We start from the raw sequence: 20,666 nt of genomic DNA on the forward strand, positions 1-20,666 counted from the left end.
CCCAGATATTTGAATCAATATTTTGTAACACTATATGATGCTTATCGTTCCACGAGAATATAATTATGAAAATATTCTTGGGTTCAAGTCCTCTTGAAGAACGAATCCCCCCTGTCCTTCGGACATCCCCCCTTATTAAGGGGGGAATCATGTTGGCAGGCAGCTTTTACCCCCTTAACAAGGGGGTCGCCGCTTTATGCGGCGGGAGGATTTTGTCTAAAGAGCAGATAAGTGATATGGCATGTCTATCGCCGAATAAAAAATGGGGGATGACCAGTTCATCCTTCATCATTGTTTTTTTATCCTGTCCCCCAGGAGCTCCACAAAGGCCTGGAGACGAATCCTGGTACGCTCATCCACCCTCCCCGGCTGATCCCCCTCGATAGTAAGCACCGGGAGCGGGATCTTTTTCCGAAGGATCAAATCCTCGATCTGACGGTGGCAGAAGCTCTGGACATAATGAATGACCCCATGAACTCCGCGAAGTTCCAGCTCGGGAAGGATAAAGGAAAGGCGGTGGAAGATATCATAGGGGTACGTATATGCCCGGTACTGATGGACAAGCCCGCCTTTCCTGTCCGGCATGGAGAACTGCCGCTGCACTTCGTTGAACACGAACCGCGCTCCGTACTCCTCCGCAACATCATAGAAGTCGTCAAGTATGGGAGGAACTCCTATAAAAGCCAGCCGCACCGGTTCACAGAAAGGGATGCGGCCTGACGCTTCGGCCAGGAAACAGTCGAGTTTCGCCTCATATTCCTGCCGGTCGCCGTTGAAATCGCTGGAGGAAACAAGCCAGAAATGGTTTTCCTGCCCGCGAATACGGTTTTCTTTCCAGGTCATTTCATCCAAACGGTCGAGTTTCCGGCGCAGCGGCTCCAAAGCGGCGCATACTTCTTCGGCGTCAGGTATGGTGGTCCCCAACTCGGAGGCCAGACGGCCGATTTCACGGCAGAGAGTTTCCGGATCGCGGTCATAGGGGTAGGCAAAGGGAATGGTGCGGATATTTCTGAGCCGGAGGGTTTCCATGAGGGCATGGGTATTGGAGCAGTCGCCCTGAGTTACCCCGATGACGGTATCGATGCCGGCATCCACGGCGAGAGTACCGTAGATTCCCTTGATCCACCCGCAGATATTACGGGGATACCCTTCATGTTCAGCAGCTTTGATGTACCGGTCGCGGTGGCCGGAAGTGATAAACAGGTTATTGAGATCGACCGGTATCATGCCGGCCGCCCAGATGACCTCAGAGGGAACGGTTGTGGTAATACCGATGCGGGAAACACGCGAACATCTATGTTTTATCCTTTCCATTCTTGTCTGAAGCCCCGACTATGACAATAGATTCCAGATTCATGACGCTGTTGCGCACAAGGCGCCCTTTGAAATTGACCTGATTCCCATTCGGAACGGTGACGGAAAAGGTGAACTCATTGCTCGGCTGGACGCTCCGTTTTCGTACTTCCTCGGTGAACTCGTGCATCTCCGGAATATGGGTGATATCGAGGCCGCCCTCGGGAGCTTTCGAAAAAACAGAAGCCCCGAAGAGATTTGCGAATAGCGCGTTGTAATACGGTGCGGTCAGATTTTTCGTCAGGATACAAACCGGAACGGTGAGGTTTTCCAGGAGGCGGTCTATAAACCGTTTTTGAGAGGCGATTTTTTTGGTTTTCAGATCATCGTGCTGACGCAGCCGCTCGATCACCCCGGTATAACTGGCGGCAAGCTCTCCAATCTCATCGTGGGATTTGATGATGGCGGGTATTTCGAAATCTCCCTCCGGCGATCTGCGGAGCATGGCGCTCAGGCTGGTAATGGGCCGGACGATGTATACCGGCAGCATGACAATCATGAAGAAGCAGATAATGCCGGTCAAAAGAAGAATGGAAATAATGTTCCGTTTTGCCCGAGCTTCAACTTTGAGGCTGTCTTCCTTGTGAATCTGCATGTTCGACCAGTTGATCGCTTCAAGCTGATGCGCTTTTTCCAGAAATTCCTGGCGGGCCTTGTCCAGACTGATCTGAATGAAGGAAGCTTCTATCGGCACACCGGCAGTAGTATTGAAATTTACGATCTGGTTAATGGAGAACACGTCGATGAATCTGGCGGCCTCAGCGAGAACAGAATCCCTTGCCACGGATTGAGTCATCTGCCCGAGCTCTGATTGAATTTTCCGGTATCGAGTTTCAAAATCGCCGAAATCCTGATTGAGCCGTATTCGAATTCCTTCAATTCTTTTCTCCGGCGGATTTTCGGAAATTTGCACAGTGAGCATTTTGAAGCTGCTCTGATAATCGGAGAGCTTTTGGGTTATTTCGTTGAATATCCCCTTTTCGGATTCGGGCGCGATTTTCAGGGCGCCCTGGATTACCGAATCGGAATAAGCGATCAAATGCTGAATAGTGTCATGCTCGACTTTGCTTCCGAAAATCCGGTAATTCTTTTCATAGCGCTGCATATCGATCATGGTGAAGGACAGGTCGTTCGCCATCCTCCCCAGCCGTACATCCTGCTCGGTAATAACTGTCATACTGGAAATGAGATTAGTCAGGTAGATAAGGGAGAGAGATACCGCGGGAAGGACCAGAACAAAGGTTAAAAGGATGGCAAGGGCAATTCTTCCCCGGATGGAAAAATGTCCCAGGGAAGTCTTGATCCATCCAATAAGTTTATCTTTTCCCCGAGCATCCGCCATGTTCACTCCTCCGCCAGAAATTTCTCTATGTCTTTCTGCATGCCCACCAACACCAGAATATCATCCGGTTTGATCGGTTCTGTGGCTGAAGGAAGGCTGATGGTTTGTGTTTCATAATACACTTCACCATTTTCGGAAATGTTGGTAATTTTCCTCTGTATACCTACCACCAGAAGACCGAAATTCCTGCGGAAATCAAGCTCGATAAGTGTCTTGTTATAGAATTCCGAACGCGCTTCTACCTGGAATATGGTATGACCGTCCGGAAGGGCAATGTGCTCAAGGAGTCCGGGAGAAATGAGATTGCGTGCAAGCTGGTCTGCAATGTTTATTTCCGGGGAGATAATACGAGTGGCGCCCACCTTTTCCAGTATCTTGCGGTGTATATCTCCTTTCCGGCGCGCGATTATATTTTCAATCCCCAGATCCTTGAGAATGGCAGTGGCAAGAATGCTGACCTCACGGTCCTCTCCGATAGCAACAATGGCGGCATCGATGTTTTCGAGATTCAAACCACGCAGCGCTTCCTCATTCGTACAGTCCACATTCACCGCGCTGGTAAGTTCGTCTTTCATACTCTCGATAATTTCCATGTTGCTGTCAATACCTATGACTTCTGCCCCCTTCGCATGCAAGGTTCTGGCCAGTTCAGCACCGAATAGACCCAATCCCACTACGAGGAAACGCTTCATCGTTTACCTTTCCGACTTTTTCACAAACCTTCTAAACTCTGGTATAGTATTGTAAAATAATACATAGTGGAACAATTAAAAATATAAAAATGGAGTATAACATATTCCTTTCACTTACCCAACCACAATTCTCGTGGAGGGGAATTCCACTGTTACTTTACGAGGTTCTCCGAGAGCGAGAGCAATAGTCAGCGGTCCCACCCTCCCTACATACATGAGAATACCGATAAGCAATTTCCCTGTCGAATCCAGATGCGGGGTCATACCTGCGGTAAGCCCGACAGTGCCGATGGCGGAAACGGCCTCAAAGATGATTCTCAGGAACTCGCCTTTCTGGGTCACCAAAAGAATGCTGGTGAAAATGATGATGAAAGAGGTTGAGAAGAGAAGGATGGCAATGGATTTATAGATGGTCTGGTTGGGAATGGAGCGATTATACACCTCCACCTTGTCACGGGCATGCAGGAGAGTTCGTACAGAAAGGACCAGAACGGCAAGGGTGGATGTTTTAATACCGCCGGCGGTTGAAGCGGGAGAACCCCCTATGAACATGAGCAAGATGCAGATAAACAGACTTACATCCTGAAAAGCGGCAATGTCAAGTGTATTGTACCCGGCGGTACGGCAGGTGATGGACTGAAACAGGGCAGCCTGAAGTTTGTCCAGTGTTGAAAGGTGCAGCATGGTGTTGTCAAACTCAAAAAAGAACAGGGTCAATGTGCCGGCGACAATCAGTATGAGGGTAGTGATGATTACCAGCCTGGTATGCACTTTGAGCCGCGACCAGCGTATGGTTAAAGGGTTGAACCTGCGGGTATTCGCAAGGATATCATCAATGACGATGAAACCGAGCCCGCCAAAAACAACAAGAATCATGATAACTGAATTAACCGTGAAATCCCCCACCGATCCCATGAGATTGTCCGGGAAAAGGCTGAAACCTGCGTTGCAGAATGCCGAAATACAGTGAAATACCGCGTTCCAGGTAGCCTGGAAGGAGCCCATGCCGGGAAGCCAGTGGAAGTAGAGAATAATACCGCCGAGAAATTCAAAGAAAAGCGTGACGCTGACAATATTGACTATCAGGCGGTACATCTGAGGAGCTGTGGCGGATTCCATGATTTCACGCATGTGTTCTTCCTGTTTCCACCCCAGCCTTCTGCCCAGAAGTATGGTATACAGTGTGGACAGGGTCATGATCCCCAAACCGCCTGTTTGAATAAGAATAAGGATAACCGCCTGGCCAAAACCTGAAAAGTACGTGCCGGTATCTTTCACCACAAGACCGGTCACGCAGAGCGCCGAAGAGGATGTAAAGAAGGCGTCTACAAAACTCGCCCCCTGATGATCGGCGGTCGAGGCGGGAAGCATGAGGAGCAGGGTTCCGGCCATAATGCCGCCGAAAAATGAGAGGAGCAGGAGCCTGGCAGGATTGATCCGGATTATTTCGAGCAGTGTGGTTAAGCCGGTGGTGCGGAAAAAAGCGGTCATGAGAGAGAGCATTATCCGGAAAGAAACGATGCTCCCTCCTATATAAACCGGGAAAACCATTCCCAGGAGAATGAGCGACAGGAAAATGTCCGGGAACATTTTTCGCACATTCCATCCCGATTTCACAAAGCTGCCGGCAGTCCAGATTATGTAGAGAACGATGACAGCGCTGTATCCTGTGCGGGTTATAATCTGGAGGATACTGGTTTCAGGGAACATGAAGCCCCGCACCAGGACTGTATCGATAACGCCGAGAAACGACAGTACAGCGAGAAGGGAATAGAGATGGGCAAGGATACGGCTGGTAACATGTGCGGGCATAAAGAGGTGTCCTCAACGGGATTCAGCCGGAAAAGATCCTGAAACGAGTTCAGGATGACACGTGTCATGCCGAACCTGGTTCGGCATCTATCTTCCCCGGCCAGTGCACTTACTTTTGATTCAGTATAAAGAATGCTGTATGATAGAGAATCCGGGGCTACAGGTCAAGCACCTTTCACATACACGGTGATATTGGTACGGCGCTCTATGGCGAATCGCCTTGACTGGAACCGATTTTTTTCATAAATTAACCCCTGTCCAGCCGGGGTGTAGCGCAGTTCGGCTAGCGCGCGTGCTTTGGGAGCATGAGGCCCTCGGTTCAAATCCGAGCACCCCGACCATGAAAGGATAAGGACCCTCTTTATCATGCCTTCAGCGATGTCATGCCGAACTCGTCTCAGGCATCTCTCCTCGATTCAGCATAATGTTATGCCGATTGGATCCCATTCAATCCTCCGGACGTTTTTAAAATACTGGATATCCCCCAGAATTTTTGTACTAATGTTTGTAACTCCTTATTAAGAATAATTTTATATGAAAGTATTATCGGATAGTTGCATGTCTTCTTGAAGGACTGATCCCCCCTGTCCTTTGGACATCCCCCCTTGTTAAGGGGGGAATCATATTGGCAGGCAGCCTAAACCCCCTTAATAAGGGGGTCGCCGCTTTATGCGGCGGGGGGATTTTGTCTTTAGAGCAGATAAATGTCGCCGAATAAAAAATGGGGGATGGCCAGTTTTTAAAATACCATTGCAAAAAGAGGATAGTTTACGTATTCTTTTCCATAAACCATCATGCTTCATGAGCAACCAAGGATAAGAAAAAACCGGAGGAAAGCCGTGAAAAACATGAAAATCGCTCTACTACAGATGGACTCGAATCAGAAAGACATCGAGGGAAATCTTAACAAGATCATCAGCCGTATAGAGGGCGCCGCCAAAGAGGGCGCCAATCTCATGGTATCCTGCGAGATGGGCCTTTCAGCTTTCCTTTTCTCAAGGGGGGAGTATCTTGAACTCGCACAGACCATACCTGGACCGGCCACCGAAGCGGTAGGGGCGGCTGCCAGAAAAGCGAATGCCTATGTAATATTCGGACTTCCGGAAAAGGACGGCGCTAACCTGCACAATTCGCTCGCCGTGCTTGGACCGAAAGGGAATCTGGTTGCCTGCTACCGCAAGATGCACCTCTGGCTCTCCGAGAACCAGACATTCGAAAGAGGCAACGATCTCTGCCTCTTCGATACCGAATTCGGTAAAATCGGCAGTACGATCTGCTATGATATCATGTATCCGGAATTGTTCCGCGCCCTGGCCGCCGCGGGCGCCGGAATCATCACGCATTCCACCGGCATGGTGACCACCGAAGATTGCGACAAATTCGGCTGGGATTCGAACCTTTATAATTCCTTTGTCCGGGTCAGAGCATGGGAGAACCAGGTCTACATACCGAGCTGCAACCGATGCGGCAACGATCAGTTCCTTTATTTCCTCGCCAATTCCTGCGTGGGAACCCCCTGGGGAACCCTGGCCGACAAGCTTGGCGATGCGGAAGGAACTCTTCTGGTAACCACCGATTTCGCCCGGCTGGATGAATGGAAAAAGATTGCGCCTTACTGGGAAGACCGACGGGCCGACCTTTATGGGAAGTTTCTGGATTTTTAAAAAAAAACAATACTGGCCATCCCCCAGATATTTGAATCAATTTTTACTCTTTATAATGCTTATCGTTCCACGAGAAAATATTTATGAAAATATTCTTGGGTTCAAGTCCTCTTGAAGGACGAATCCCCCCTGTGCTTCGGACATCCCCCCTTTTTAAGGGGGGAATCATGTTGGCAGGCAGCTTTTACCCCCTAAATAAGGGGGTCGCCGCTTTATGTGGCGGGGGGATTTTGTTTAAAGAGAAGATAAGTGATATGGCATGTCTATCGCCGAATAAAAAATGTGGAATGGCCAGTTAAAAACAATATGTTGGCATATTTCTTGCGCCTATACTTGTTGGAAATCCTGACCCCGACTGACGGCAATCCTGGTTCGGTGTATGCCGAAAAACCTTTGATTATTCACTAACCGTCTGAAAACATAAATACTTGAACGGCGGAATATAATCCGCACGCTTCATACCGCTCGTCATAAAAAAATCGTGGGGCAGCAAAATCGGCTGAAGTTTTTGATACTTTTTTTATCATTTTGTAACATATATCACATTTTTTCCTGCAGGCAGATGCTTTATTACCAACAAAAAGGAGCACCCGGTGGCTGTAAAATTCGGCAATGAGCGTGGATTCACCATGGTCGAGATCCTGATCGTCATGGTCATTCTCGGAATACTGGCCACACTCGCGGTCCCCAATATCAGTCAGCTTTTCAAAAAGGACAAACTGCGCGCCAGCACTACCTCGGTCACTTCATCCCTTTACCTGGCGCGGATGAAGGCGGTCAATGACGGGGCGCCATACGGGGTCAAGTTCAATATTGACGGGACTTTTTACGTGGCAAGCGATCCGAAAACTACTCCCCAGATCAAAGGATCCCTCTATAGACTGGAAAAAGGAGTTGCCTTCGGCTCGAATACCTTTATAAACCAGCTTGCGATTTTCAACGAATACGGTCAGCTTGACAAATCATGCCTTGCAACGGGAAATATGACCGGAACCGTAGTGATCACCAATGGAACGATAGATTCAACGAAAGTGGAGGTCACCTTCATTTCGGGAAGAATCCGGGAGACTAACAAGTGAAAGCGAAGAGCCAGAAAGGTTTTACTTTAGTCGAAATTATAATGGCTTCTCTCATTCTCATCATCGGCCTTGGGATAATCGGCTCCATTGTCTCCGGGCTTGTGAGCAAGAATTTTTACGGTCAGAGGCATACACAGGCGGTCATTCTGTCCCAGAACAAGATCGAGGAGCTCCTGAATGACGGCTACGAGAGTCCTAATCTCACCGCCGGAAGTTATTCCAATTCATTGAATCCGGTGAATGCAACCGGAGATTCCAGCGGGGTATTCTATCAATTTTGGACGATTCAGGATGTGCAGCCCATTCCCCGTTCGAAACAGATCACTTCCACAGTGCAATGGAAAAGCGCAGAGGGCGATACCATGACCGTGACCCTGACAGCAATATGCATCGACCAGAGCAACTGAAAGGTGTGACCATGAGTCCTCTTGTCTGCTCATTTTCCCAAAATCCTGCGGATAAAACCGGCGAAAAAGGGATGACCCTTGTGGAGCTTCTTGTCTCCATGACAATCGGAATTATCCTTATCACGTTGACATTCGGGTTCTTCTCCACGCAGACGAACAGCCTCAATGAGAATCGTCAAACCGCCGAAATGCAGCAGGAGCTGCGGTGGGCGATGCAATACGTGTCCGATCACTTAAGACTGGCCGGGAATGCCGCCCCGTCAACCAGCGGGTGGCAGGTGATCGAGAATTTCGACGGCTCAGGCAATGCATCGGATTCACTTTCTGTGCTGGGTAGCTACCGCTCACTCGTGGTTAATACCACGCAGACTATGGGCAACGAGGGATCCCAGATCAAGTGCAGCTCGGTGGAAGGTATCAATGAGGGTGACCTGATTGTGATCTCGGACGGCACTTTTTCGGAGCTGTTTATGGTGACGAACATTCAGGGGGATCATCTTTACCATGGGGCATCCCCGCCCTGGAATGACACCAACAAACTCCTCCACAGCTATACGGGAGGAAGCACCATCACATCAGTTTCCTATTACAGCTTTTTTATTAGAACCGACGATCAGGGTCATCCCAACCTGATGGTCAAAACCCAGGCCTATCCTCCGCAGATCCTGGGCGGGGACATTGAAAATTTCCAGATACGGTTCAAAATGAAAAGCGGCTCATGGCAAAACACGGTCGCAGCCAGCGAAGTGTATGATATCCGCCAGATAGAAATCACCTTGCGTGCACGGTCGCCTCAGCCATTGAGGAACTATCTCGATCCGGTGTATGGCGATGCATATAAACGGGTCGAGTTGAAGAGCATGGTTATTCCCAAAAACCTTATTGTTATTTGAACGGGCGAGAAAATATGAATATGGCAAAAGAACTGTCCGAAGAAACGGGAAATCGGGGAGAGAATGGATTTGCGCTTATCCTTGTTCTCGCAATTCTCATGACCCTCACCGTGTTTGGAGTGGGTGTGCTGACTACGATCGGAACCAATATGGCGCTGACAAGGAATTTCGAGGCCAGTACCCAGGCTATGAATATGGGGGAAATCGGGACAAAAGTCGCCTATCGGGAGTTCATAACTTCCGGATTCCTGAAAACTACTCATACCTGGAACAAAGCAGCCAAACAGGCCGGAGACTCGCTCCTGACAACCACTCTGGCAAATTACTCTGTGGAGACAAACGGAGATTTCAAATGGGAATGGGACTCTTCGAAAACCTATAACCCCCTCTGGGATACCGATAAGCCTCACGGTTTCAAGTTCCGGGTTTATTATGTGAACGGATTTGCCTTTGTCATTGAATCCGAAGGGTGGTATGGCACTATCCACCGCCGCATACGGGCCAGGGGAGAGATCGAAACTATGTTTCAGTTTTCCTATTTCGCGGCCAGGGACCTGGGAGAATTTGCAATTGATTCTTCCGAGGAAATCAAAGGAAAGGTGCATGCCAACGGAAACATGTTCATAAAACCAGGCTCAGGAACTACATTGAATGTCAATACCTCTGCGCTCACCGCCACAGGTTTTATCATCAGAAGCCGTGATGCCTGGGGCAGGCCGGACGGCTCTACCGGAGGCACGGCGCAGATCACCAAGAATGCCCAGGATTCAGGTATCTGGGTGGTCATGCAACCCGGCAGCCCCCGCGGCTCTGAAGGTATAGCCTTCGATTCCATGAACACTAACTGGAATGACAAGACTGTGGGAGCGAATGCTCTCTGGGGTGGCGTTGTCAGGGATAAAGTGCCCTATAAATCGCCCCCGCCCGTTCAAAATCTCGACGCAGGCGGATACTATGACCTGAATGCCGGTCTCCATATTACCAGCACTACTCACGCAACAAAGGTCTGGGCTTTGCAGAAAACATTCTTCAATGTAAATGAGGACCGGAATGTGACTGTGGAAGAAATCGATGTGCAAGCCATGATCGCCGCCGGTGATTGGCCTGCCAACGGTCTTATTTATTGTAATACGCCGGTACGCATCAACAATGCCGCTTTGCTCTCAGCAAAATTGATGTTCACGAGCAACGCCACGATTTATACTAGAGGCAGTTTCAATACAATAGTCAAAAAAGGCGCTTCGATAATGACCAAGCAGCGCATCTATCACTTGAGCGGCAATTGGGATGATGCCAAAGCCAACGACAGACTGAACCTGCGGGTTGCCGCGAATGACACCATTAATGCTGCCCTGGTCGATGGCAGCCCCACTGTGGATGAGTACCGCTGGGCTGATGTTAACAACGATCATATATGGGATTTCGGCGGGTACGCCATGTACGATGACTGGGATCATAAGACAGCCGCCGGATTCAACAACCCCTACAGCGCGTCATCCAGCGATCCTGATTACCGGAATCCCGACAATAGTCCGAGCGATAATCTCGTCGATGCCGGGGCGCCCAGGGCGAACATGGACGATCTCCTTGAAGACTGGGGGAGCATGTCTCCCAAGAAGAAGCTCAAAATATTCGGCTCTGTGGTCCATCTCTGCGGCGGGATAATGTGTCCGAACCTTGACAATTCTGGAATAACCGCCGATCAGATCGCCTGGATCCGGCGATACGGTTACTGGCCTCCGGATCGTATTTATAGTTTCGACTCGGATCTGGCTACTCCCACAGGTCAGCCGCCGTTCACCCCGCTGATCGGCCAAATAAAGTCCTGGGAGCCTTATTGAATGAGATTAGTTCGGAGAAGTCCCCGTCGGTTCGTACTTTTGTAAACCGTTTTTTGTAACTCTTTATGATGCTTATCGTTCCACGAGAATATATTTATGAAAATATTCTCGGGTTCAAGTCCTCTTGAAGGACGAATCCCCCCTGTCCTTATTAAGGGGGGAATCATGCTGGCAGGCAGCTTTTACCCCCTTATTAAGGGGGTCGCCGCTCATTGCGGCGGGGGGATTTTGTCTAAAGAGCAGATAAGTGATATGGCATTTCTGTCGCCGAATAAAAAATGGGGGATAGCCAGTATTCATTCTTATCTGGATTTCCGAAAATGTATTTGTTATACTTTTTAAGAAAAATCCCTCATGATACATGAGTACAATACTCCGTCACCAAGCGGAAAAGCACATGGAGCCGTTTATGATACAAGCCAGCCGTAATCACGATTCAGCCAGCCGTCCCGGCTCCTCGGAAAAAGGAATGACCATTATCGAGCTAATTGTCTCCATGACCATCGGCGGCATACTCCTTACCTCGGCCTGGAGTTTCTTTGTCACTCAGACAAGTAATTTCGATCAAAACCGTCAAACCGCCGAAATGCAGCAGGAGCTGCGATGGGCTATGCAATATGTATCAGAGCATCTCAGACTGGCCGGGAATGCCGTTCAATCAACCGGCGGCTGGCAGGTGATTGAAAACAAGGACGGCGTTGGGGACGCTCCAGATTCACTGATCGTGCTGGGGAGCTACCGCTCTCTTGTGGTAAACACCACCCAGACGATGGGAAACGAAGGCGCCCAAATCAAAGTAAGCTCTACAGATGGCATTGAAGAAGGGGATCTGATTGTAATCTCGGACGGTACTTTTTCTGAGCTTTTTTATGTGACTTCCATTCAGTCGGATCATCTGTTCCATGCAAAGTATCTACCCTATAACGATGATAATAAGCTTGAGCATCGTTATACTTCGGGGAGTACGGTGACTGTAGTATCCCACTACAGCTTTTTCATTCAGACCGATGCGCAGGGGCATCCCAACCTTATGACCAAAACCCAGGCCTATCCGGGACAGATTCTCGGCGGAGACATCGACCGGTTTCAAATACGGTTCAAGATGAAGAGCGGCTCATGGCAAAACACGGTGTCAGCCACTGAAGTATATGATATCCGCCAGATAGAGATCACCCTGCGGGCGCGGTCGCCTCAGCCTTTGAGGAACTATCGCGATCCGGTATATGGCGACGGATACATGCGTCTGGAACTCAAGAGTATTGTGATTCCGAGGAATATTGTTATTGTATAAAGAATTGCCGGCCTGTTTTTTCAGGCTTTCTCGTCGAAGCGGAAAGAGAGAGAATAAATTCCGCCTTCGAACTGACTGTGAATGTTAAAGCCGCTCTTGTGGAAGACATTGAGCATCTTGCGGTTTGAGGCGAACACTTCAGCGGTGAAACCACTGATTCCTTTTTCCCTGGCTATCTCGATCAGTCTGCTGAGCATGAAAAACCCGATTCCGCCGGCCTGCCAGTCCGGGTGAACTGTGAACGCCACCTCGGCCATGTTGGTGGGACGGTCCAAAAGCCAGCGCGCCACACCCACAAACTGCTCATCCGGCTCCTCCCCGATATACCCTGCTATAGCAAATTTTTCCTCGTAATCGAGCACCACGAGCGGCTGCGCCTTGCTGTGAGGAAGGGTTTTCACCGCCGCCATGAAACGATAGTAGATATCCTCTTCACGGAGATTATAGAAAAACTGCCGCAATATTTCCTCATCGGTGGTTTTAATGGGGCGGAATTTTATCTCGCGGCCATCCGGCATGGAGAATGCCCAGGAAAGCTTCTCGGGGTAAAGAGTCCCTCCTTCCGGCGGCAGCGTCTGATCCTGGTAAATATACCGTAAATCCTTCGCCTCATAGAGAAGCCATTGGCGGAACTTGGGATGGGCGATGTTGATAAGCGCCAGGGCCCGCTCGCGGATGTTTTTCCCGTGCAGATATGAGATGCCATATTCAGTTACCACATAATGGACATCGCCGCGGGTGGTCACCACTCCCGCTCCCGGTGAGAGATAGGGCACAATACGGGAGATCGTGCCGTTTTGGGCGGTCGAAGGTAAGGCGATTATGGGACGGCCGCTGCGGGCAAGGGCTGAGCCCCGGATAAAATCCGCCTGTCCGCCGATTCCGGAGTAAAACTGGTGTCCCAGCGAATCTGCACAAACCTGTCCGGTCAGGTCAACCTCGAGAGCCGAGTTGATCGCCACCATGTTGTCGTTCCGGGATATGTTACGGGGATCGGAAACGTAATCGGTAGGGTAGAATTCAAACATCGGATTGTTGTCTATGGTATCGTAGAGACGTTTGGTGCCGATGCAGAACGCAGCGACGACTTTTCCCGGATGAAAGGTTTTCTGGCTGTTATTGATGACCCCGGCCTCGTAGAGGTCGATAATCCCATCCGAGAACATCTCTGAATGTACCCCGAGATTGCGTTTGTCCGAGAGATGTTTCAGCACCGCATTGGGGATTTTTCCGATGCCTGCCTGGATGGTCGATCCATTCGGAACGAGCCGTGAGACATAGTATCCAATCCGCTCGGCATCCTCGTCTGGCTCCTCCGGGAAGTATTCCATCACCGGTTCTGATTGTTCTACAACAGTGTCCAGATGTTCCACGCTGACAAAGCTGTCGCCCATGGTGCGCGGCATCTGGGGGTTAACCTGTGCGATGACATAGTCGGCGTTTTCCACCGCAGCCTTGACCGTTTCCACCGATATCCCCAGTGAACAGTTCCCGAAGGTATCCGGGGGAGTTACCTGAACCAGGGCCACATCGATGTGGAGCCTGCCGGTATTCATCAGTTTGGGAATTTCTGAAAGGAAAATCGGTGTGTAATCCGCGTCTCCCCGCACAACCGCTTCACGGGCCGCCCTGCCGATGAAATAGGTGTTGAGCCGGAACATGTGACGGTATTTGGGATCGGTGTAGGGAGGAGCGGGATTGAGGGAGATCAAGTGCAGAATTTCCGAATCGGAAAAATTCTGGGGAAAGCGGGTCATATTGTTTACCAGATATTGCGGCTCCGCGCATCCGGTGCCGATGAATATACGTTTCCCCGCTTTGATTTTCCGGAAAGCATTTTCAACGGAGCTTATTCTGCTTTCGTAAATTTTCTGCAGTCTTGGGATTTTCCATTCCATAGCTTGGCTTCTTGTTTGAAAGTTGAGCTTTGATCGTCTGAACCTTGATTTGCCTGATTTCAGGATTAGCGTGATTTTTTTCAATTGAATTCATTGTTGAGACTTTTGCAAAAGTCGTTTTATACGTAAAAAGAAAACGAGTTTTTAACTACAGCCCCCTATCCCTCGGTCCCTTTCCCCCTGAAGGGGGCAAGGGATGTCGTTGCTCCACAGTCAGTTCCTGCCCCCTCCGGGGGAAGGATGTCCGAAGGACAGGAAGGGGGCTGCGTCAAACAATCTCAACTTTTGCAAATGGCTCTCATGGTTCAGACATTTATCAATCATGGTAATCCTCTAATCCTACGAATCATGGTTCAGATATTTTTTCCCCCAGATTGAAAAAGAGCTTAACCGCAAGCGAAATCGAGGCCAGCTTCGAACGCGTCGAATCCCCGCGCGAGGTAAGAATGAGGGGCATGTTCCCGCAGAGAATCACTCCGGCGCAGGTTGCCCCCGACTGGGTGGTGAGCGACTTGTAGAGCACGTTCCCCGCATCTATATCCGGCATGATAAGAATATCCGCATTTCCCTGTATCTGGCCCTGGAAATGTTTCTCATGAGCAATGGCCGGGTCCATGGCGACATCGAAGGAGAGCGGACCTTCGACTATGCAGTCCTGGCGGCCCGCAAAGCGATTGGCGATTCTTTCCGCCACAATCGAACTTTCGATGCTGGGGTTAACGCTCTCGATCGCAGATATCACAGCCACCTTGGGTTTACGGATATACAGATTGAATGCCACTTTGAGCGCATTCTCTATGATCTTGACCCGCTTATCTTCGTCAGGATAGGTATTTACCGCCGCATCGGTGATAAGAAGGAGCTTGTTCCGAACCGGTATATCCATGACAAAGACATGGGAAATAAGCTCTCCCGGTTGCAGCCGTCCGGTGCGTTTGAGGAATTGGAACACTCCGCGCAAAATCTCCTCGGTTTTCATGTATCCTTTCATGAGAATCTGCACTTCGTTCCGTTCGAGCATTTTCAGGGCGTCTTCCACCGGGGTTTCGGTATCGATAATGGAATAGTTGTCGTTGTCGATGATCAGGTCGAAATCGTATGCGATCTGGTTGATGGCCGCGAAATCCCCGAGCAGCCTGAATTTGGCGATACGGAAATTTCCCTCCTCATTGGCCCGTTTGGCGGCGAGGATCGCTTCTTCATTATCCGCCCCTACGATGACAATGGTCGGCATGTAATGTTCTTTAACTGTAATACGGGTATCGTCGATTAGTTCATCGAGGGAGAGAATCGGTGCGCCTTTCTTGCGGTAGATGACCTTGCGTTCGAAGATAACCGTGTCGATCAGACGGCCTTCATCCATTCGTTTTTGCTTGAGAGCATCACGTTCCTGCACATAGTTTTTAAGGGACTCCGGCACATAAAAGGCTTCAATCAGGCCGGCGGCCAGAGATTCCTGTTCGATGGATCCAGGGACGAATATGAGAGGATATCTTCCCGCAATATTGGACTCGATCCGGCGCGCAAGTTCCTCCGAACGGGCCAGGCCTCCGGTCAATGCAAGAAAATCAACCGGTTTGCCGTCGGCTGTCAGTTTGAGTGCAGAGGCGGTAATCTGACGGGCAAAGAAATCGAGGATCAATTCTATCTTTTTCTGCTGGATGGGAGAAGCGCCTTTGAAGCGGAATCCCTCCAGGGCTCGGAAATCATTGGTTCCCGCCAGGGAAAGAAGCCCCCCCCGTGATAAAGTCACTGCCTCCAGCTCTTTGAATGTTATCTCATCCTTTCGGATAGCATCGAGGAGCCGCGGCAGTTCCAACAGTCCGCAGCGGCCTGTAGAAGGAATGCCGGAGAACGCATCCGCCACCGAGGTAACCTGGCCGTTACGGTGGAGGGCGATGGAGAAACCCCGTCCAAGATATCCGGTCAGGGCATTCACATCGTTCGGTGAGCGGCCAAGCTCCCTGGAAAGCAGCTTCCAGACCGCCCGGTGGTTCAGGTAGTGGGCTCCGGTGCCGTCACGGCGGATTTTGATGAAACCGGTCAGGCGTTCCACAGTTTCGATCTCATCCGAAACCACCGGGTCGCTGGTGGTCAGGAGAAGCTCCCCTTTATGCCCGCTCATTTCCGCAAGCTTCATAACCATGGCCACCGAAAGGTTGCTCGCATGCTCGATGCGGGGCTCTTCCAGGTCTTTGAGCATCTCGGGCACGATACGGTACGTTCCGGAAGGGACCGGGTGAAAGAATCCGCAGCGGCAAGCTATTCCATGCAGCGATTTCAGGTCGATCTCATGGTGTTTCATCCAGGATGCAACCGAATCAACCCTGCTGTCCACTCCGTTCGGTTCGTCCGGGGAGAGATGGAGTTCGGCCTCGGCGAGTTTGTCAATTCCCTGGAAAAAGGCGACCCGGGTCGACCCGGTAGCAGGATTGACAATGAGGAGCTGTTTCCCTTCCGCGGAAGCGCGGGCGGCGGTCGAAGAATCCAGCAGCCTTTTCATGATCTTCCGGGAACGGAACTCGCTGCGTTCCAGTTTGACCAAAAAGCTCAAAGTTCGCCCAAGAAGCACATTGATACCGGGAGAGCCGGCCAGAGTACGGAGAGATTCCACCACAGCCGCCAGCTCCGACTCGGCGTCATGAATGATTCCTTCATCTGACCCGTCGCCGGCCCGGGCAGTGACATCTTCAAGCCAGGACATGCCTGCGGTTTCAAGCTGACGCTCGTAGGCGCTGAGACCGATATGTGATTTACCGATTTCCGCTATGGATTCGATCATTCTTTTCTGCAGATCCACAGTGTCACAATCCTTTTTTCCGGATGAGTTCTTCCACTGACTCCGGATTTGCGAGATGGCTTAAATCCTCATTGCTCGTTATATCGCCGGTGGCTATTCTGCGTAATACCCGGCGAACAATCTTTCCGGTGCGAGTACGGGGAAGCTCTTCAGCGATGATGTATTGTGAAATGGCGGCAAATTCTCCGATACGCCGGATGACCGATTGTGAAAGCTCAGATTCGAGCGAATTTTTATCAATTTCCCTATTTACATCGATCATCGCCTGATCCATGACCAGAAATGCGGCCAGAGTCTCTCCCCCATCGCCTTCCACGCTGACAACCGCGGCTTCGGAGACCAGAGGATGAGTAACGAGAACGGCCTCGATCTCGGAGGTCGCCAGGGACTGCCCGCGGACCTTGATAACGTCATCAAGCCGCCCCATGAACCAGTAAAATCCATCGCCGTCCAGACGAATCCCGTCATTAGTGCTGTAGCAGCCGGGCACACGCTGGAAATATAGCTGGCGATACCTCTCTTCCTGCCCCCAGATCGTACGGATCATGGACGGCCATGAAGATTTGAAAACAAGATGCCCGCTCTCGTTCGGACGGCATATTTGACTCAGATAATTATACACCAGCGGCTCCACTCCGGGAAACGCCAGTCCAAGAGCGCCGGAGCGGGCAAGCTCGCTGTACGGAAAGGTCGCAATGATGGCCGATCCGCATTCGCTCTGTATCCAGAGGTTGAGAACATGCTCCGGCTTCGAAACAAGGGACTGTGTCGCAAATGATATAAGGCGCGGCTTCAAAACGTCTCCGCTGCATGCCACCAGGGAGAATCTTCGCGCAATGTCCAGCGGTCCGTTATTCAGCTCCCGGCGGAGTTCAGACAGGAGGGTGGGAGTGGTAAGGAGCGCCGGAGATTCACATTCTTTCAGCACCCGGAGTACATGGCCGCCCGTAGATTGAAGACCGCCGTCGGTGAGAACAAGACAGGCGCCGTTCATCAGCGGCCCCCAGAGACCGTAACTCTGACCGGCGGCAGATGCCAGTTCAAGCAAGCACACCACACTTTTCACATCTGCCCCCTCCCCTGTCGGCCGGAAAATATAATCGTAGGAAGCGGCGGCCTGAACCAGGAATCCACCAGTCGCGAACACGGAGCCCCGAGGTATCCCGGAGGCCGAATTGGCATAAAGAATGAAGAATGGATGTTCCGCGGTCACACTGGTCAGGGATTCAAGCGGCTTAAGGGTGTCCGGCGAAACAAACCGCTTATACGGGATGGTTCCCTCCACCTCACGGTCGCCGGTATTGATAACGGGTATTCCCATGAGCGATTCGATTACAGACTGCGCCCGTGCTTCATAAGACTGTGATGTACGGGTAAAAGAAACGATGAGAATCCGGGCGCCGCTGTCCTGAACGATCTCACGGGTGATTTCCGCCGGATAACGTACAGGTATGGGAACACATATCAACCCAAGACAGGAACAGGCCAGCATGAAAAAAACCGTTTCCGGTGAATCGGGAAGGTAGAGCGCCACCCTGTCGCCCATTTTCATGCCATATGCCTCCAGAGCGGCGGCAAGCAGGCGCACTTCACGGTCCAAATCCTGCCGGGACAAGGACACAAGACCGCCATCTCCGGTGAAATACCGGAGCGCCGGTTTTGCAGCCGCGCCGTTTTTCAGGTTGGCTTCCAGCACATTCCGGGCGGCGTTGAGTTTACCCCCTTCAAACCAGGAAACGGCGCCATTCGAAAAGTTTTCATGAACCACCTGCGTGAAAGGTGCATCCCAGGCAACACGGTTGGCCTGACGGCTCCAGAATTCTTCTCGGTGTTCTATGGACTGGCGGTAAAATAAATGATATTCCTGAAGGCTGTCTGGAAACTTCTCGGGGAACAGGCCTTGATTCCCGGTCTCCACCATATCTTTGATTGAACTGTCCTGAGCCATCTAAAACTCCCCGGCAAAAGTAAAGGAGAAAAAAAGAATGGAAAATGCGTTGCGCATACTTCCATAAGATAATCATTTCAAGGATTTGACAGCAAAGGAAAACGGCGGATGGGGGAAGACATTTATATTACTCCGACAGTCCTTCTTGCCTGAAAAATGCCAAGAATGTTGCCGGCTTAACATTTATTGATGGGTACGTTTTACACAGGAGCGGGTAAATGAACAGACCAGCCCACGCTTTTGAACTCACAACAAACCTAAATAAACACACCATGTGTGTATTCCCATTATGTCTCAAAATAATGTTTGAATGAGGTGGAGCATGAACGCCATAGAATTCCAAGCTACAGTCAAGGACGGAATCATTAAAGTCCCCCGAAAATATCTCAAGGAACTCTCAACTCGCGTGCGCGTGATCTTGTTGGCAGAAGAATCACCCAAGTCCACATTAAATTTAATTGACCACCTGCTCGCACATCCAGTCCGAGTGCAAGGTTTCAGTCCCTTGAAAAGAGAACAAATATAAGCCAGATAGTCATGACGATTTCTGCTTTATTGATACGAACATCTGGCTGTACGCCTTCATCGGAAGAGATGACCCGTCCAAGTCGTCAATTGCACGCGCGCTGATTCAGAAGACCGAATGTACAGTGAGCATTCAGGTAACGAAGTTTGCGTCAATTTGCTAAAGCGTGGTATAAAAAATATTCAACGATCTAACTCCTGAAATAATTGATCAACTGAAGAGACTTTATGAAGTTCTTTACCTTCTTCTGATTTGTGAAGAGTATCAGAAGTCAAGTCGTTGGGTATTTTAATATCAAAAGGTATACCTCTTCTTAAAGTTACTTGAGTAAGAAAAAGAGTGATTGCTTCAGACATGGAGATGTTGAGTTTCCTGAAAATATTTTGCGCTTTATTCTTAATATCAGGATCAATACGCGCTTGAATTGTCACAGTTTTAGCCATGATTTTACTCCTTCAAATATCGTTGTACTATCAATGTCAGTACAATGAATATACATAAAATTCATGCGGAAATCAATATATTACTCCCTATGGAATATTTTCCTTGACAGGGCGTACTTAATTGCGTACGTTATTTGAGAAACATGGAGGAAATCATTTATATGAAAACTATTGCTGTTACAAAAGCGAGATCGAATCTCTATAAATTGATCGATGAAGTTTCCACGGGTAAAGAGCCTATCTATATTACGGGCAAACGTTCAAATGCTGTTTTGATTTCAGAAGATGATTGGCGTGCCATTCAGGAGACACTCTACCTTTTATCAATCCCCGGTATGCGAGAATCGATTAAAGAAGGACTTGAAGCTCCTGTAAACGAATGCTCTGAGGATATTCAATGGTAGAGTGGAAGCTGGTTTATACTATACAAGCTCAAAAGGACGCAAAAAAAATTTCCGCAGCAGGATTAAAAGAAAAGGTAATTCAAATCCTTGAGATTATCAAAACGAATCCTTTTCAAACACCCCCTCATTTTGAAAAGCTTTTAGGGGATTTGTCAGGAGTGTATTCAAGGCGAATAAATATTCATCATCGCCTGATTTATCAAGTTTTGGATGATCAGAAAATAGTAAAAATTATTCGTATGTGGACACATTACGAGTAGAGATTTTGCCAAC

The 20,666-nt window shown here is 49.8% G+C and carries 17 protein-coding genes and 1 tRNA gene; 10 read left to right on the forward strand and 8 right to left on the reverse strand.

Going from position 1 to position 20,666, the window contains the following annotated elements; all coding sequences use genetic code 11:
- Positions 1-288 precede the first annotated feature (288 nt).
- The 4 genes from Q8O92_05570 to Q8O92_05585 all read right to left on the reverse strand — a co-directional run bounded on the left by Q8O92_05570 (position 289) and on the right by Q8O92_05585 (position 5,199).
- Positions 289-1,314 (reverse strand): 2-hydroxyacyl-CoA dehydratase family protein, encoded by a 1,026-nt coding sequence (locus Q8O92_05570; GenBank protein MDP2982780.1) that lies wholly within the window; start codon positions 1,312-1,314, stop codon positions 289-291.
- Positions 1,295-2,695, reverse strand: coding sequence for a HAMP domain-containing protein (locus Q8O92_05575; GenBank protein MDP2982781.1), 1,401 nt, complete (start codon positions 2,693-2,695; stop codon positions 1,295-1,297). The genes Q8O92_05570 and Q8O92_05575 overlap by 20 nt, the downstream gene beginning before the upstream one ends.
- 2 nt (positions 2,696-2,697) lie before the next feature.
- Entirely contained in the window at positions 2,698-3,387 is a 690-nt protein-coding gene (locus tag Q8O92_05580; GenBank protein MDP2982782.1) for a TrkA family potassium uptake protein, read from the reverse strand.
- A 114-nt stretch (positions 3,388-3,501) separates the two neighbouring features.
- Complete coding sequence (locus tag Q8O92_05585) at positions 3,502-5,199, reverse strand: TrkH family potassium uptake protein (protein ID MDP2982783.1); 1,698 nt, start codon at positions 5,197-5,199, stop codon at positions 3,502-3,504.
- A gap of 263 nt (positions 5,200-5,462) precedes the next feature.
- Here Q8O92_05585 and Q8O92_05590 point away from each other — a divergent pair.
- The 8 genes from Q8O92_05590 to Q8O92_05625 all read left to right on the forward strand — a co-directional run bounded on the left by Q8O92_05590 (position 5,463) and on the right by Q8O92_05625 (position 12,374).
- Positions 5,463-5,540, forward strand: a tRNA-Pro gene (locus Q8O92_05590).
- A gap of 507 nt (positions 5,541-6,047) precedes the next feature.
- Entirely contained in the window at positions 6,048-6,863 is an 816-nt protein-coding gene (locus Q8O92_05595; GenBank protein MDP2982784.1) for a carbon-nitrogen hydrolase family protein, read from the forward strand.
- 593 nt (positions 6,864-7,456) lie between these two features.
- Positions 7,457-7,942: a prepilin-type N-terminal cleavage/methylation domain-containing protein gene (locus Q8O92_05600; protein MDP2982785.1), complete on the forward strand. Its 486-nt coding sequence runs from the start codon at positions 7,457-7,459 to the stop codon at positions 7,940-7,942.
- Complete coding sequence (locus Q8O92_05605; GenBank protein MDP2982786.1) at positions 7,939-8,349, forward strand: hypothetical protein; 411 nt, start codon at positions 7,939-7,941, stop codon at positions 8,347-8,349. The genes Q8O92_05600 and Q8O92_05605 overlap by 4 nt, the downstream gene beginning before the upstream one ends.
- The gene (locus tag Q8O92_05610; GenBank protein MDP2982787.1) at positions 8,328-9,242 is read left to right on the forward strand and encodes a prepilin-type N-terminal cleavage/methylation domain-containing protein; all 915 of its coding nucleotides are present in this window, start codon (positions 8,328-8,330) and stop codon (positions 9,240-9,242) included. Before Q8O92_05605 ends, Q8O92_05610 begins: the two co-directional genes overlap by 22 nt.
- 14 nt (positions 9,243-9,256) lie before the next feature.
- The gene (locus Q8O92_05615; GenBank protein ID MDP2982788.1) at positions 9,257-11,083 is read left to right on the forward strand and encodes a hypothetical protein; all 1,827 of its coding nucleotides are present in this window, start codon (positions 9,257-9,259) and stop codon (positions 11,081-11,083) included.
- Positions 11,084-11,248: 165 nt separating this feature from the next.
- A complete protein-coding gene (locus Q8O92_05620; protein ID MDP2982789.1) occupies positions 11,249-11,425 on the forward strand; it encodes a hypothetical protein in 177 nt (58 codons plus the stop codon).
- Positions 11,426-11,480: 55 nt separating this feature from the next.
- On the forward strand, positions 11,481-12,374 hold the full coding sequence (locus tag Q8O92_05625; GenBank protein MDP2982790.1) for a prepilin-type N-terminal cleavage/methylation domain-containing protein: 894 nt from the start codon (positions 11,481-11,483) through the stop codon (positions 12,372-12,374).
- Positions 12,375-12,394: 20 nt separating this feature from the next.
- On the opposite strand, the gene Q8O92_05630 is transcribed toward Q8O92_05625, so the two are convergent.
- From Q8O92_05630 to Q8O92_05645, 4 genes are all read right to left on the reverse strand, one after another.
- Positions 12,395-14,272 (reverse strand): GNAT family N-acetyltransferase, encoded by a 1,878-nt coding sequence (locus Q8O92_05630; protein ID MDP2982791.1) that lies wholly within the window; start codon positions 14,270-14,272, stop codon positions 12,395-12,397.
- 346 nt (positions 14,273-14,618) lie between these two features.
- Positions 14,619-17,072, reverse strand: a complete 2,454-nt coding sequence (locus tag Q8O92_05635) for a phosphate acyltransferase (GenBank protein ID MDP2982792.1) — start codon at positions 17,070-17,072, stop codon at positions 14,619-14,621.
- Between the two features lie 4 nt (positions 17,073-17,076).
- Positions 17,077-19,020: an AMP-binding protein gene (locus Q8O92_05640; GenBank protein ID MDP2982793.1), complete on the reverse strand. Its 1,944-nt coding sequence runs from the start codon at positions 19,018-19,020 to the stop codon at positions 17,077-17,079.
- Positions 19,021-19,728: 708 nt separating this feature from the next.
- Entirely contained in the window at positions 19,729-19,989 is a 261-nt protein-coding gene (locus Q8O92_05645; protein MDP2982794.1) for a type II toxin-antitoxin system RelB/DinJ family antitoxin, read from the reverse strand.
- A gap of 161 nt (positions 19,990-20,150) precedes the next feature.
- On the opposite strand from Q8O92_05645, the gene Q8O92_05650 reads away from it, so the two are divergent.
- Both Q8O92_05650 and Q8O92_05655 read left to right on the forward strand, forming a co-directional pair.
- Positions 20,151-20,393 (forward strand): type II toxin-antitoxin system Phd/YefM family antitoxin, encoded by a 243-nt coding sequence (locus Q8O92_05650; GenBank protein ID MDP2982795.1) that lies wholly within the window; start codon positions 20,151-20,153, stop codon positions 20,391-20,393.
- Positions 20,387-20,653: a Txe/YoeB family addiction module toxin gene (locus Q8O92_05655; GenBank protein MDP2982796.1), complete on the forward strand. Its 267-nt coding sequence runs from the start codon at positions 20,387-20,389 to the stop codon at positions 20,651-20,653. Before Q8O92_05650 ends, Q8O92_05655 begins: the two co-directional genes overlap by 7 nt.
- Positions 20,654-20,666: the final 13 nt, after the last annotated feature.

It is taken from the genome of Candidatus Latescibacter sp. (assembly GCA_030692375.1).
Lineage (GTDB): Bacteria > Latescibacterota > Latescibacteria > Latescibacterales > Latescibacteraceae > JAUYCD01.